Origin of the sequence: Amycolatopsis sp. NBC_01286, from assembly GCF_035982555.1 — a bacterium.
Classification (GTDB): domain Bacteria; phylum Actinomycetota; class Actinomycetes; order Mycobacteriales; family Pseudonocardiaceae; genus Amycolatopsis.
Map to the genome: position 1 here is coordinate 5,939,550 of NZ_CP108428.1, position 15,034 is coordinate 5,954,583.

Annotated in this window: 5 protein-coding genes; 4 read left to right on the forward strand and 1 reads right to left on the reverse strand. The window is 65.1% G+C overall.

The window, feature by feature from the left end; genetic code table 11:
* The first annotated feature begins 1,063 nt into the window (after positions 1–1,063).
* Positions 1,064–1,528 carry a hypothetical protein gene (locus OG570_RS28635; protein ID WP_326952256.1) on the forward strand — a complete coding sequence of 155 codons (465 nt, stop codon included), beginning with the start codon at positions 1,064–1,066 and terminating at the stop codon, positions 1,526–1,528.
* Positions 1,525–1,914, forward strand: a complete 390-nt coding sequence (locus OG570_RS28640; RefSeq protein WP_326952257.1) for a hypothetical protein — start codon at positions 1,525–1,527, stop codon at positions 1,912–1,914. The genes OG570_RS28635 and OG570_RS28640 overlap by 4 nt, the downstream gene beginning before the upstream one ends.
* A gap of 705 nt (positions 1,915–2,619) precedes the next feature.
* Here OG570_RS28640 and OG570_RS28645 read toward each other — a convergent pair.
* Positions 2,620–3,045, reverse strand: a complete 426-nt coding sequence (locus tag OG570_RS28645; protein WP_326952258.1) for a hypothetical protein — start codon at positions 3,043–3,045, stop codon at positions 2,620–2,622.
* Between the two features lie 882 nt (positions 3,046–3,927).
* On the opposite strand from OG570_RS28645, the gene OG570_RS28650 reads away from it, so the two are divergent.
* Positions 3,928–8,067, forward strand: coding sequence for a LamG domain-containing protein (locus OG570_RS28650; RefSeq protein ID WP_326952259.1), 4,140 nt, complete (start codon positions 3,928–3,930; stop codon positions 8,065–8,067).
* A gap of 81 nt (positions 8,068–8,148) precedes the next feature.
* Positions 8,149–15,033, forward strand: coding sequence for an RHS repeat-associated core domain-containing protein (locus OG570_RS28655; protein ID WP_326952260.1), 6,885 nt, complete (start codon positions 8,149–8,151; stop codon positions 15,031–15,033).
* Position 15,034: the final 1 nt, after the last annotated feature.

The window sequence follows — 15,034 nt, forward strand, 5'->3', positions numbered from 1 at the left end:
TCTCAGTGGAGCAGCGGCGGGCGCAGGACAAGTTCTAGCTTACACCCAGCTGCTAGGCCGTGTGCACTGTCCTGTGTCGATATGTTGCACACCTTGATGTTTTCGCCGCATGATGTGGCATCGCGGTCGATGAATTTGCTTTTGTAAACTTGACAACTTTGTGTACCTCTGTATGTGGGACTGAGTATTGAAAAACTCTGATTCATTGCGTTTGTCATGGGTTGAACCGGGTCGTCGCTGACCACTGCGTCGTGAGCTGGTCAACACTCACACGGTCAGCTCCTCGAAGGATGTTGCGCTCGGAGTATGAACGACTTGCGCATTGATCTTGGCTGTGCAGCGGACTTCGTGGAGGGCGGCAATGGGGCCAACCGCTGAATCGCCTCAAGTGACTTCAGCGGAGGCGGCGTTGGGACCGAGGTCCTTGGTCGCGTGAGTCCTTCAGTTCAGCGGCGAAGAGTTCGACGCCGTGTCGCCGCTTGCGCGGCGTCAAGCATGGATGCAACAAAGATAGTTGCTAAGTTGCGCAGAGTGACTTGACTGTAACTAGCTGCCCAACCATGACAGAGCATCGTCTGGCGGCGCTGGCTCAACGTCGGTCAACCACGGATAGCGTTGCGGTTAGCGAGGAAGATCGTCTCGGACACTCAATCACCCCGTGAGGCGCGGGTGGCTTCGGGTTCGACTCGCGGGAACCTGCAGGTCAAGCGGGGAGTTGCAGGCGTGTAGATAGTGAGCAAGATCGTCCTCGGACACAGTATTACCCCACGGATCGCGAAACGCGATCTTGAAGCTGGGCCGATCGTAGCTCAGTCCGAATCGATCTCCTGCAGTCGCCATCCGGCGTTGTCGCAGACGATGAACTGTCCCGAGCCTCGTAGCGCTGTTGCGACGCGGCTGCTTCGTGTCCGAGCTGACTCCAGCGTGGTGTGGCCGTCGCCGTCTTGAACGCCGAGCCGGATTCTCCACCATCCCGGTGATCTCATCGAGGCCGCAGCGGGCATCGGACTCACCATCGTCAGCTCGGCCGGAGAAGGATTCGGCATTGTGCTCGACGCGACCGGTGTCGGCGCTGTCGCGGGTGTTCCGGTCAACGCCGTCTCTGCGGCGGGCATGGCTGTCGGCGCTGGCCTGGCGGGCACAGGGCCTCGCCAAGATGGCGGTGAATGCCGCAGGTGAGGATCATGTAGAGCCGTTCAGGACCGGCCGCGGGGGCGACGGAGACGGCGCGACAAGCGGTTCGAGCGGCGGCGGGAAGCCGGTCGGACAGCATGAGCTGTCGCCGAGTCAGCAGGCCAACCTCGGCCGCTACGAGAAGAAGCTTCCGGCAGGAGCGGAGACCACGAAGATCACCCAGCTCGAAGACGGGGCGATCCAGTTCGAAAGTCGAGTTCCCGGCCGGGTGCCCGGCTCGTCGGCCACCTACACGAAGGTGGTCGCCGAGTGCGGCTCGACGGTCGGGTACACGAAAACAACTAGACTGCTCGATGGCTCCATTGCCCACATCAAGGACAAGATGCCGAGATGAACGAGCACGCCTCGCCCGAGGAACAGCGAGTGGACGCGCTCCGCGACCTGGTGCAATGCCGGAGGCCCGTCCGAGATGCGGTCGCCGTTCTCGCTGGGTACAAGTGGGACAGCGACGTCGAACTGGTCAACCTGACTCGTGCTGACGCAACACGCGTGCTTCGGGGCTACCTGTCCGGCGCGCTGACCGCTGAGGAGGCACAGCGTTGGGCGGAAGCGCTCGAGGTGCGTGACGATGTCGGCCGCGAGCAGGGCTTCGAAGACGAGTTGACCGAGTTCGTCTTCGAGATGGCAACCCCGGAGGTTGTCGGCGCTCTCACGTCGCAGCGAGCGCAGCAGTGGCTCAATGCCTTTGGCGGGAATGGTGCAGAAGGCTGCCGCAGTTGAATCTGTCGAGGGGGCCGGGCCGTACTGTCGCTGTGCCCATGGGACGCGGCGTGAGGTGTCGGCGTCGAAGTAGGTGGCGACGATCTGGCCGTGACCGGTGATGAGGTTGTCGGCCATGTCGCGCTGCCAGCCCTGTGACGACACGCGGTCTTGATGACGGACGGTCGAGGTGCGGCCGTAGAAGACGAACCGCAACCCGTTGCTGACTTGCGTTGGGGGAGAGGTGCGAGTGGATTTGCCCGTGGTCATCCACTGTGCGAGCAGGTCGGTCGTGCCGGCGGCGGGGTCGGCCGCTTGAGGCGGGGGTGAGTGGGGTGGGGTCACGATGGACGGATGTCGCGGCCGCCCGGTCATGACGGCGGCCTTCGAGTCGTTCATCCGATCAGCGCAGTCAGGACCTGCCGACTTCTGTATAACGTCCTATGCAGCGACACTCCGCGTCGTTGTGGTATTTCCGCAACCGGTCCGTCGTCGCTGTCTTGTCGAATATGCAAAGAGCGATGGGTGAACTGTTATACCTCGGCGTAGTCGGACGCGGCATTAATCAACGGGTCGCGAAATGTGATCTCGGGATCCGGCTAGTTCTTGATCGGCTTGAGTCGACCATTTCTCAACGTCGTTCGACGGGTGGGTGGACGATGAACCTGCCGTGAAGCGCGGACGATCGTCGTTTGGCCAGAGTTCGCTGGAGGGTGAGGTTGCCGATCAGGACTTCGTGGTGCTGCAGGTGACCGTGGTCAAGGCGTCTTTGCCGCTGGCGCCGCGGGTCGGTATTGCGTCCTTGGTGTCGATGATGTTGGCGTTCGAGTCGACGATGGTGCAGCTGGCGCCGCTCGGCAGGGTCGACTGGACGGTGAGTGTGAGCGAGCCGGCTCGGATCTTCTCGGAGTTGCCGCCGTTGGTGAGGTCGAGCGTGCCGTCGCTGTTGTCGGAGACCCAGGTTGCGCTGATGTTGCCGGTAACGGCGACATGGTAATCAGCCGGTGGCGGGTCGTTGGGACGGGTGACGAGCAGGATGGTGCTGACGGCGACGACGAGGACGGCTGCTGCGATAGCTGCGTATCGCATGGCGCGGTTTCGGTGGGGCGCCCCCGCCGCGGTCTGCGGCCGCTGGGTGTCGTTCTTCGTCATGGCGAGTGGCTCCTTTGGTCCTGGCGGGCATCGCCGTGACGACGTGTGGTGTTACGGAACCCCGGGTCACTGTATGTCTGCAGCTGTGGGGCGTTCGCCTGATCGGCTCAGGACTACGCGGGCATTCCGCGATGGTCGAGGCAACCCGTTGAGTATGAGCGTCGTCTTGATCACCCGAGAGGGTGATCTTCCGGCGGGTTGACAAGTCTCTCGCCGATTTGTTGTTAGGCATTTGCATACATGGCGTCGTGACTGTGAACTTCACGTCTACGCTGCCGAGGGGTTTCGTGTGCGTGGTCATGTCGTGAGCTGTCGTGGCAGCTGCGCCGGGATTTGGATCGTGTGGTGTAGACCTTCGACTCACGTGGTGACCTGCATGGACATGCTGGCTGATCGGACGGCTGTCCGGCGGGGATCGCGACTGTGGACTGGATCTTTCGGTGGCGACGGCGCAGGTGATCGCGCGTGGATTGAGAGGGTCGGGACGGTCCTCTCGTGAGCCAATTGACGGCGACACGCTTCGGCAAGTTGATCACGTATGTCTTATTTGCACCTTCTTGCTGAGATCGTTCTGTAACTCGTCGATTCGACCTCCGGTTGCGACTGCCCTGAACGGCCTATTTCGGATCTTCGCCAGGTTTGGCATCGTGGTCGCGGGTTCGTCGGGGGCCCAGCTCTGTGCTGGTTGCTTTTGACGAGGGGGATCTCGTGTGTTTTTCTGGTGCGCGTTGGCGCGCTCTTTTGCTCTGCGCTGCTATCGGTGTCGGAACCGTGGTGACGGTCACACCCGTTCACGCCGAAACACCTGTGGTAGTCCCGAATGTGGCTCCGGACGAGGTCACGGCCGCGTCTTATGCGCGTGAGGGTGACAAGCAGGTCGAGGTGTCTTCGGAGACCACCGAGACGTCGCAGACGCTGGCCAACCCGGATGGCTCGTGGACGATGACGCAGTACGTCCACCCGGTCCGGGTGAAGCAGGGCGCGACGTGGGCACCGGTCGACACGACCCTGGTGCACCGGGCGGACGGCTCGGTCGGGCCGAAAGCGATCACCGTCGACGTCAAGCTCAACCCCGGCGGTGCTGGTTCGGCGTCGCAGCCCATCGTGCAGGCGGGTCAGGACAACAAGGAAGTCGGCCTGAAGTGGACCGTTGACCTGCCGTCACCGGCGCTGAACGGCGACACGGCCGTCTACGCCGAAGTACTGCCTGGCGTGGATCTGACCGTGAAGGCGGTCGCTGAGGGCTTCACGGAGAATCTGGTCATCAAGACGCCGGAGGCGGCGAAGAACCCGAAGCTGCGGGAGATCCCGTTCGGGCTCCACACCCGCAACACCACCGTCTCGGTCGCCGAAGGCGAAGGCCGTGGCACTCCGGCCCAGGCCGGCCCGACCGACGGGCTGGAGGTCAAGGACACGTCCGGGCAGGTCGTCTTCTCCGGTGACGCGTCGCGGATGTGGGACTCCACCGGTGATGGTTCGCAGGCCGAGCAGCAGCTCGGTGAGGGCGGTGGCCGGCGTGAGGCGATGATGGACGTCGCTCTCACGCCGAGCACGGTGACGATCACCCCGGACCAGGCGTTCCTGAGTGACCCGGCGACCCGGTACCCGGTGTCGCTGGACCCGGACAGCTGGTGCGACTCGTGCGGCATCCAGTCACATGTGGTGGTCCAGTCCGGCTTTCCGGGTGCGCACAACTGGAACGCGTCGACCGGGGACTTGTCGAACCTCAAGGCCGGCTACCAGAACTACGACAGTGCGGGGACGTCGCGGTCCTACATTCAGATGAACAGTGCTCGGCTGGGTGGGACGGTGGTGCACAGTGCTTCGCTCAACACCACGATCCAGCACAGCTACAGCTGTTCGCCGAAGGCGACCGGGTTGTGGCTGTCGAACCCGGCGGATCCGAACACGACGTGGGGTGCGCAGCCGGGCTGGGTGTATCAGGTGTCGACGATGAACGTCGCGAACTGTCACGACGCTGCGGGTGTGGCGGGGCAGTTCGACGCCACTCGGGCGGCGAGGGACGCGGCCGCGAACTACTGGCAGAACACGTGGTTCGCGCTCGCGGCCGCCAACGAAGGCGACGGGATAGCGGCCTGGCGGCGGTTCGACCTGAACCCGTACTTCCAGGTGAACTACGACTCCTACCCGAACCCGCCGGCGAGCTTGTCGATGCAGAACGGTCAGTTGCCGTGCACCTCGGGTCCGAATCGGCCGTGGGTGTACACGAAGACCCCGCAGATCGCGGGCCGGGTTTCCGATCCGGACGGCGGCACCGTCTACGGCAAGTTCGCGGTCGCGTACGGCGCGCTCGGTCACAACGTCTACACCCACGACAACGGAGCGAACCTCGTTCCGGTGGGGACGGCGGGCCCGAATCAGCAGGCGACCGCGCAGCTGGCCGCGGTCCCGGCGGGGTGGATCAACGAGGACGGGATCTACAACTGGTCGATGCAGGCTTACGACGGTGAGCTCTGGTCGAACTGGGTCGGCAACTGTGAGTTCACTGTGGACAGCAAGGTTCCGTTGTCGCCGAACGTCGCGATGGCGTCGTCGACGGACCCGAAGGTGCAGGGTGACGCGGCCGACTTCAGTGTGTGGACTTACATGGCCACCGACGGCCTCTACGACGTCGACCACTTCATCTACACCACCGACGGTTCCGAGCCGCAACCTCAGGGCTCACCCGTCACGCCGGCGGTGCAGGGCACCGACGCCAACGGCAAGATGGTCGCCACCGCGAGCTTGAAGACGATCGCGGTCAACGGCAATCAGAACCTGATCAAGGTCAAGTCGGTCAACAAGGCCGGGATGCCCAGCCCGAACGCGATCTGCCTGGTCATCCCGAACTCCAACCCCGCGCTGGACGGCCCGTCCTGCTCCTACCACGTCCAGCCGCTTACCCCGAGCAAGAACCTGGTCGCCGCGTGGAGCGCGGACGAGCCGTCGGGAACATCCCTCGCCGACACTGCGGCCAGCACGCCGGGCAACACGGGACTCGCCGCGCACCCGGCGACGTTGTCCGGTGGCGCGACCCGGCAGCCGGGCTACAACCACGGCAACAGCTGGACCCACCCCGACACCAGCGGCTACAGCGAAGGCGTCAAAGGCGCAATCGGCCTCGACGGCACCAGCGGCTACGCCCAGACCGCGGATCGTGTCCTCGACCCGTCGAAGTCCTTCACCGTAGCCGCGTGGGCGAAGCTGACCGACACGACCCGTTCGCAGACCGTCATCGCGCAGGTCGGCACCCAGGCAAGTCCGTTCGTGCTGCAATACAACAAGGACAGCAACGCCTGGGCCCTTCGCGTGACCGCAGCTGACCAGGCGGCACCCAGTGAGGTCAAGGTCCTGTCGAGCAGCCCGCCCAAGGTAGGTGTCTGGACGCATCTCGTCGCGGCCTACGACGCGTCCACCAACGTGGCCACGTTGTACGTCGACGGCGCGAAACAGCAGACGGCCGTGGTGCACCCGTGGGCCGCGACAGGGGCCCTCGTCATTGGAGCCGGGAAGAACGCCGGCGCCCGCGCCGACTACCTCCGTGGCTCGATCGACGACGTCCAAGCCTGGCAACGAACGTTGTCCTCGGCGGAGGCACACGACTTGGCGAATACGTCGGCGCCGCTGGCCGCGTACGGCCTGGCCGAAGGCTGCGGCCCCGAGATCACCTCGGCGACCTCGCGGGTGCCGTCGTTGCAGGCCGCCTGGTCGCTGGGGGAGACCAGCGGCGACCTGGCCAAGGACGGCACCCAGCACGGCAACGACTTCACCCTGGCTGGTGGCCACACGTGGGTGCCCGGGCGCAGCGGCGGCGGTCTTCAACTGGACGGGACCACCGGCTACGGCACCACGACATGGCCCGTGATCGACACCGCCTCCTCGTTCACCGTGTCCGCGTGGGTCAATCCCGCTGACCTGAACGCGAACTACAGCGTGCTCGCCCAGGCCGGCGCGAACACCTCAGCGTTCGTGCTGCGCTACGACAAGGGCTTGAACCGGTGGGCCTTCGGCATGACTCCGTCTGACAGCGCCGGGGCCACGACCAGTTGGGCGGTCGGCACGACCACCCCGCAGACGAGTACCTGGACGTTGCTCACCGGCACGTTCGACCAGTCGGTGATGCGGCTGAGCCTGTTCGTCAACGGACGGCACCAAGCCGACTCGCCGGTGGCGCAGGCGTGGACAGCGAACGGCGGTCTGTTCCTCGGGGCCGAGCGGGGCGGCCAGAACTTCTTCAAGGGGATCCTCGACCAGGCCCGGGTGTGGGATCGCGTTCTCACCGACGACCAGATCGCTGCGATGCAGCCGTCCGGCTACTACGACTCGATCGGGCAGAGCGAAGGTACGCCCTCAGGTGGCGTCTCACTGGGTATGGAGACCGACACCGGGAGTAGTCCGCTGGCGTGCGCGGCACAGTTCACCGTCAACGGCGGCGAAGTCGCGACCACCAAGCCCGCCACCTTGCGGACCGACAAGTCGTTCACGGTCGAGGCCTGGGTCAAACACACCTGGACCACGTCGGACGCGTCCGTCAACGGTCCGGTCGATCCGTCGCCTCGCGCCGTCGTCAGCACCACCGACACCCAGTTCTCGCCACTGCTGCTCGGCTACCGGCCGTGGGCCGACACATCGGGCAAGCAGCACGCCAAGTGGAGCTTCCTGCTGTCGCCGTCCGCGACCGGCAACGACAGCCGGATCGTGCTGAGTGATGCCGACGCCGTGGACAACACCTGGACGCACCTGGTCGCCAACTACGACGTCGCCACCGGCTTCATGGCGCTCTACGTCAACGGAGCGAAGCAGAACTTCTACGTCAACACACCCGACGGCGGCGGGGTCGTGGCTCGGGACTCCAGCGGCGGTCTCGTCCTCGGCCACGGCGTGTGGACGGGACAGCGCAGCGACACCTGGTACGGCGGCCTGGCCGGGGTGCGTGTCTATGCGGGACTGCGGGATTCGGCTGGTGTTCAGCGGGACAGGGGCCTCGATGACCCCGGCAAGCTCTTCGGCATCACTCACTAGCTCACGTTCGGTTTCGGCGCATCGCGCCGCCTTTCAGCAGGGGATAGGTCAGCAATGACTGGCAGAGGTGGACTTTTCCGGATGGATCGCAGCAGGCGGTTCCTCGCGTTCGGTATCGCTGTCGTGCTGTTCAGCTCAGGGCAGTCCGTCGCCGAGGCGGCAGGGGCCGGTGGCTGGCATGGGCTGGGTTGGGATCGTCCGCCGTTGCAGCAAACGCAATCGATCAAGGGCGTCGATGGCGGTCTCCGCACCCCGTCAGCCTCGTCGGAGGGCCGGTTCAGCCCGGCCCCGGTGACGTGGCCGGCTGCGGCGACCGCCGAGGTCGACCTGCCGACCGACGCCGCGGCGAAGGTGCTCGCTGGACAGTCGGTGGCCGTGGCGCGCTCCCAGGCGCAAGCAGGCAAGGCCGATGCCCGGCACGCTGCGGGCAAGGTCCGCATCAGCACCCTGGACCAAGTCACGGCGGCCAAGGCCGGGATCAAGGGTGTGCTCGTCAAGGCCGAGCCTGTTGGCGGCGACACCAGCGGCCCGGTGACGATCGACGTCGACTACCGCTCGTTCGGTGACGCTTACGGCGGCGACTTCGGCGGCCGCCTGCACCTAGTGCAGTACCCGTCCTGCCTGCTGACCACGCCCGACAAGCCCGAGTGCCACGTCGGCACCCCGCTGAAGTCCGACAACAACACCAAGACCCAGCACGTCACCGCCGACGTCACCCTGCCGGGAGCACCGGCCGTCGACCGGCAGAAGGCTGCCGCGCCGGCGACGACGTCGATGCTGGTCGCCGCGCAATCCGACACCAAAAGCGGTGGCGGCGACTTCACCGCCACGGACCTCAAGCCTGCCGGTGCCTGGACCGCAGGTACTTCTTCAGCGGACTTCTCCTACTCGTACCCGATCAGCACACCCTCGGCCGTCGGCGGCACCGGCCCGGCAGTGAGCCTGAACTACTCCTCGAGCGCGGTGGACGGCCTCACCTCGGCCACCAACAACCAGGCTTCGGGTATCGGTGACGGCTGGAACCTGTCGGGCAGCGGCTTCATCGAACGCCGCTACAAGGGCTGTGGCCAGGACCTGGGCGGCAATAACAATCAGACCAAGACCGGCGACCTGTGCTGGTACAACGACAACGCCACCATCTCCTTCTCCGGCGCCAACGGCGACCTCATCCTCGACAAGGCCACGGGTAAGTGGCACCCGAAGGACGACGACGGCACCCGCGTCGAACGCCTCACCGGCGGCGCCAACGGCGACAAGTTCGGCGAGTACTGGAAGGTCACCACGCCCGACGGTGTGCAGTACTTCTTCGGCCTGAACCACCTGCCCGGCTGGGCATCCGGCAAGGCGGAAACCCAGTCGACCTGGACCGTTCCGGTGTTCGGCAACAACACCGACGAGCCGTGCAACGCCACGACCTACGCCGCGTCCTGGTGCAACCGCGCCTGGCGGTGGAACCTCGACTACGTCGTCGACCCCCGCGGCAACGCCATCTCCTACTACTACCAGCCCGAAACCAACTACTACGGCCTCAACCGCAACGCCTCCACGGCCAACAACCCCGGCACCTCCTACACCCGTGGCGGTTACCTGCAGAAGGTCGAGTACGGCTTCAACACCAAGGTCGCCGACACGTTCAGCCACGCGCCGGCTCAGATCCTGTTCGACACCGCCGAGCGGTGCTTCCCGAGTGGGACGATCACCTGTGATCCGGGACAGCTGAACTCCGGAACCGCGACGTCCTGGCCTGATGTGCCGTCGGAGACGATCTGTGCTCAGGGCGCCGTCTGCACCTACGGTTCACCGAGTTTCTTCTCCCGCAAGCGCTACACCAAGATCACGACTCAGGTGAGCGACGGTGGCACCGGCTGGAAGCCGGTCCGGGAGTGGGCGCTCGGTCAGTCCTTTCCGCCTACCAAAGACGGGGAAAAGACGGCGCTGTGGCTGGACTCGATCACCGAGACCGGGAAGATCGCGAGCCCGAACACCGTCGGCAGCTCGGTGACGTTGCCGCCGACGACGTTCCACGCGAAGGCGATGGCCAACCGGGTCAACGCCAACACCCAGTACACAGCGCTGACTCGGGAACGTATCGACGCCATCACCAACCCCCAGGGCGGGCTCACCTCCGTCACCTATGCCGATCCCGAGTGCGTGACCGGTGTCAAGATGCCCGATCCGAACAGCCTGAAAGACAACAGGCTTTCCTGTTACCCGGTCTACTGGACCCCGCCGGGCGCCAACGATCCTGTCCTGGACTACTTCAACAAGTTCCAGGTCAAACTGGTCGAGGAAGACGCGAAGACCACGGGCCAGGAACAGCACACGGTCACCAGTTACGGCTATCTCGGCGGTGCGGCCTGGCACTACGACGACGACCCGTTCACCGACCCGAAGTACCGCACCTGGTCGCAGTGGCGCGGCTACGGCGACGTGAAGACCACCGTCGGTCTCGGACCGGCGGCAGGTGACCCGTCCGGTCCTCCGGTGGTCACCGAGACGTACTACCTCCGCGGCATGGAGGGCGCGACGGTGACCAGTGACAACTGGCACGAGTCGATCGTCGACCGCAAGGAGGTCGCCGGCTTCGTGCGAGAGACCGTCACCTACCGCGACGGCGCCGTCATCGGCGGGACGCTGAACGAGCCGTGGGTGTCCGGCGCCACCGGCACCGACGCCTACGGCCGGACATCGGCCTACGTCGACACCGACACCAGCCGCACCCGTACCTGGCTCGACACCAGCAAGTCCTGGCGGACCTCCCGCACCCACACCGTCTACGGGAAGTACGGTCTCGCCGCCAGCGTCCAGACCGAAGGGGACATCAGCGACCCGAAGCAGACCAGCTGTACCCTGACGCAGTACCTGGAGAACACCACTGCGTGGCTGGTGAGCTTCCCGAGCCAAGCGCAGAAGGTCTCGGGTATCTGCGACGGTACGACGAACCCGCCCGGGCCGGGCAACATCATCAGCGACAACCGCAGCTACTACGACACGCAGGCGTTCGGTGCCGCGCCCACGAGCGGCAACGTCACCCAGGTCGACACCCTCGAAGACTGGCCCGCCGGCGGTGCCGAGAAGCTGACCAAGCCGGCCACGACCACGGTGTACGACAAGTACGGCCGCGCGACGAGCTCGACCGACGCACTGGGCCTGACCACCACGACCGCCTACACGCCGTCGTCAGGTGGCCCGCTCACCCAGGTCGACACCACCTCCCCGCCGGTCACCGCGGCTCCCAACGCGCCCAAGTTCACCTCCACCAAGTACCTCGACCCGGTCTCCGGCATCTCGATCGCCGGCAAGGACGGCAGCGGCCTGCGTACCGACGCGACCCAGGACGCGCTCGGCCGGATCATCTCCGTCTGGAAACCCGGCCACAGCAAGGCACAGAACGCGCCGGCGGACGCCATTTTCACCTACAGCGTGAGAAACAGTGGCGGGGTCAGCAACGTCGCAGCGCAGACGCTGCTCGCCAGCGGCCAGTACGCCACCTCCTACACGCTCTACGACGGTCTCGGCCGTACCATCCAGACCCAGGCACCTCGCACCGACGACGGGGCCGGCCGGATCATCACCGACACCTACTTCGACTCTCAAGGCCGGGCGTACAAAACTCACAACCCCTACTGGAACAGCACCTCAGGGCCCTCGGCGACGCTCTACGTCACCAACGACGCCTCGGTCCCGAACACCACCCTGACCACCTTCGACAGCGCCGGCGCCGCGCGAGCCAGCGCGTACCGCCAGAACGACGTCGAACAGTGGCGCACCACGACGATCCCGGACGGCGACCGCACCACCACGATCCCGCCGGGCGGCGGCACCGCGACGACCACGATCACGAACGGTCTCGGTCAGGCCACTCAGCTCCTGCAGTACAAGGATCCGGCGAAGTACACCACTGGATCTCCGGCCGACACCACGACCTACACCTACACCCGCAGCGGCCAGCAGGCCACGGTCACCGACACCACCGGCAAGAACGTCTGGTCCTTCGAGTACGACCTGAAGGGCCGGAAGATCTCGGCGAAGGACCCGGACACCGCCACGACGACGTTCACCTACGACGTCGGCGACCGCCTGCTGACCACCACCGACGCCCGCAAGCGGCTCATCAGCTACACCTACGACAACCTCGGCCGCAAGACCGCCGAGTACGACGGGGCCGCCGTCATCGGCGCCAAGCTCGCCGACTGGACGTACGACACCCTGCTTCCCGGGCAGCCGACAAGCTCCACCCGCTACATCGGTACCAAGGCATACACCAAGGAAACCACCGGCTACGACACCGCCGGCCGTTCCACCGGCAGCAAGGTCACCATCCCGGCCGGCGACCAGGGTATCTCCGGTAGTTACAGCTTCGGTACCACCTACGACCCGAATTCCGGTGCAGTCAGGCAGGTCAGCAGTCCTGGCGCGGGAGGGTTGCCGCTCGAGCAGCTGTCCTTCGACTATTACGGCCGAGGTGCGGTGAAAGCCCTGACCTCCAGCACCGGGTCGCAGATGGTGTCCAACACCAGCTACAACCCGTTCGGGCAGGTTTTGCGCACCGACTTCAACGATGCCGCCAGCCCCTACCAGGTATCAGTCAGCAATACCTACGAGAACGGCACCAACCGGCTCGCTACGGTCCAGGCCCAGCGCTCGACGTCCTCCGACTTCTGGATCGCCAACCGCGTCTACACCTACAACCCGGTCGGCAACATCACGAAGATCGCCGACACCCCGCCGGGTCTGCTGGCGGACACCCAGTGCTTCCGTCAGGACTACCTGCAGCGGCTGACCGAGGCCTGGACCCCCTCCTCCGGTGACTGCGCCACCCCACCCACCACGGCGGGCATCGATGGCGCGGCTCCGTACTGGACGTCCTGGACCTTCGACGACACAGGCAACCGCAAGACCCAGGTCCAGCACACTACTGCCGGAGCCATCACCACCAGTTCGACCTATCCGGAAGCCGGACAACCGCGGCCGCACGCCGTCCAGGCCGCCACAACGAACGGTCCGAACGGGACGACGCAGACCAACTACGGCTACACCGACACCGGCAGCACGGAGACGCGCGGCCCGACCGGCTCCGCGCAGACCTTCACCTACGACGCCGAGGGTCACGTCGCGACCGCGAAGGAAGCCAACGGCGGCACGAGCAGCTACCTCTACGACGCCGACGGCAACCTGCTCATCACCAAGGATCCATCGGGTACGACGCTGTCGATCGGTGACATCGAACTGTTCGTCCCTACAGGTGGGATCTTCGCCTCCGGGACCCGGTTCTACGGTTACAACGGCCAGGTCATCGCTACCCGTACACGCTCGGGCGGTGTGAGCTGGAAGCTGGCTGATCATCACGGAACGTCGTATGCCACGGTTGACGCGGCCAATCTTACGGTGAGCAAGCGCTGGCAGGACCCGTACGGCACCACCCGCGGCACCCCGCCGTCGACCTGGCCGGACAAGCACGGCTTCCTGGGCGGGTACCAGAACACGACGGGCGTGACGCACATCGGTGCCCGCGACTACGACCCGCTGACCGGGCGGTTCATGACCGCGGACCCGGTGCTCGACACGAGCAATCCGCAGGCGTTGAACGCCTACAGCTACGGCAATAACAGCCCGGTCTCGTTCAGTGATCCCACGGGCATGGTGTTGCAGATCGACGGCCGCCCCGCCTACATCGGCTCTGCTGCGATCAGCTCGATGAGCCCGGCAGGTAAGGATCGGGCCAACAGGTACAACGCTGCGGTTGGGCGTAACTGGATCATCGCGAGTATCAAGGCGCCCGCTTATCCGGCGTGGGTTGGTAAGGACACGCATCTGGTGTCGCCGAAGGTGCGGCGCGGGATCTGGGAGACCAAGTTTGCCAACTGGTCGTTGCAGCCGCCGGAGCAGCGACCACCGGACTTTGACCAGTTCGAGGCGGCGTTCTGTTTCGAGAATCCGGACGTTCGGGCTTGTGATCATTCACCGCCGAGTCTCGAAGAGACGGCCGAGGTGGTCGCGCTGCTTATCCCATGGGGTGCCGTGTTCCGAGTGGGTGGTGAGGTCGCTGGGGGGTTTATCGCAGCCCTCGAAGGTTCGGTTTCGGCCGGCGGCGCCGTTGCTGGTGGAGTCGGGATCAATGCTTTGGCAGATCTCGGCGGCGCGGCCACAGCGGCGAAGATCGCGGCCGGAGCAGCTCGCGGCGAGGGTGCGGCGGCCTCCTGTATGAACAGCTTTACTAGTGACACGCCGGTGCTGATGGCTGACGGGACCCGAAAGCCGATCGCCGAGGTCAAAGTCGGTGACGAAGTCCGGAACGCCGAACCCGATGACACCTTCACTGAGCATCATGTCGTGACCGCGTTGCACGTCACTGACGAAGATCATGACTTCGTCGATGTCGAGGTCGGCACGCCGGACGGGCCGCGGACTGTCGTCACGACGGCGCATCACCCCTTCTGGAACTCGACAACTCACGCCTGGACCGACGCCAGCGACCTCAAGATTGACGACCAACTGACTACTCCGGGCGGAGGTCGGGTCGCTGTCCGAGCGGTACATCTCTTTATTGCCGATAACCGTACCTACAACCTCACCGTAAACACTGTCCATACGTACTACGTATTCGCTGGTGATGCTCCAGTTTTGGTGCACAACTGTGGTCCGAGCGTGCCGTGGGTTACCGGAAAGCTTCCAGTTGTGGAAGAGTCGGCACTTGGCGATACATTGGCGAATATCGATGCTGGCACTGTTCCGGGCGGTGCAACGGCAAGAAGGTGGGGCATTCAGTTTAGGAACCGAGATGGCGACCTGCCGGGCGCTCAAGGAGATGCTTCACCATATCGAGAGTATCGCGTGTCGCCTCCGTCTGGTGTTAGGGGTGCTGGCCCGCTGCGGGTCGTCCGAAACTCGGACACTGGTGCAACGTACTACACGTGGACGCACTATGGTGATAGTGGCGATCCTGCCTTCGTAAGGATTAGGTGAT

Excerpts from the sequence above, each read along its gene's own strand:
- OG570_RS28640 (WP_326952257.1), top strand. The coding sequence starts at position 1,525 with ATGAACGAGCACGCCTCGCCCGAGGAACAGCGAGTGGACGCGCTCCGC.
- OG570_RS28645 (WP_326952258.1), bottom strand. The coding sequence starts at position 3,045 with ATGACGAAGAACGACACCCAGCGGCCGCAGACCGCGGCGGGGGCGCCC.
- OG570_RS28655 (WP_326952260.1), top strand. The coding sequence starts at position 8,149 with ATGGATCGCAGCAGGCGGTTCCTCGCGTTCGGTATCGCTGTCGTGCTG.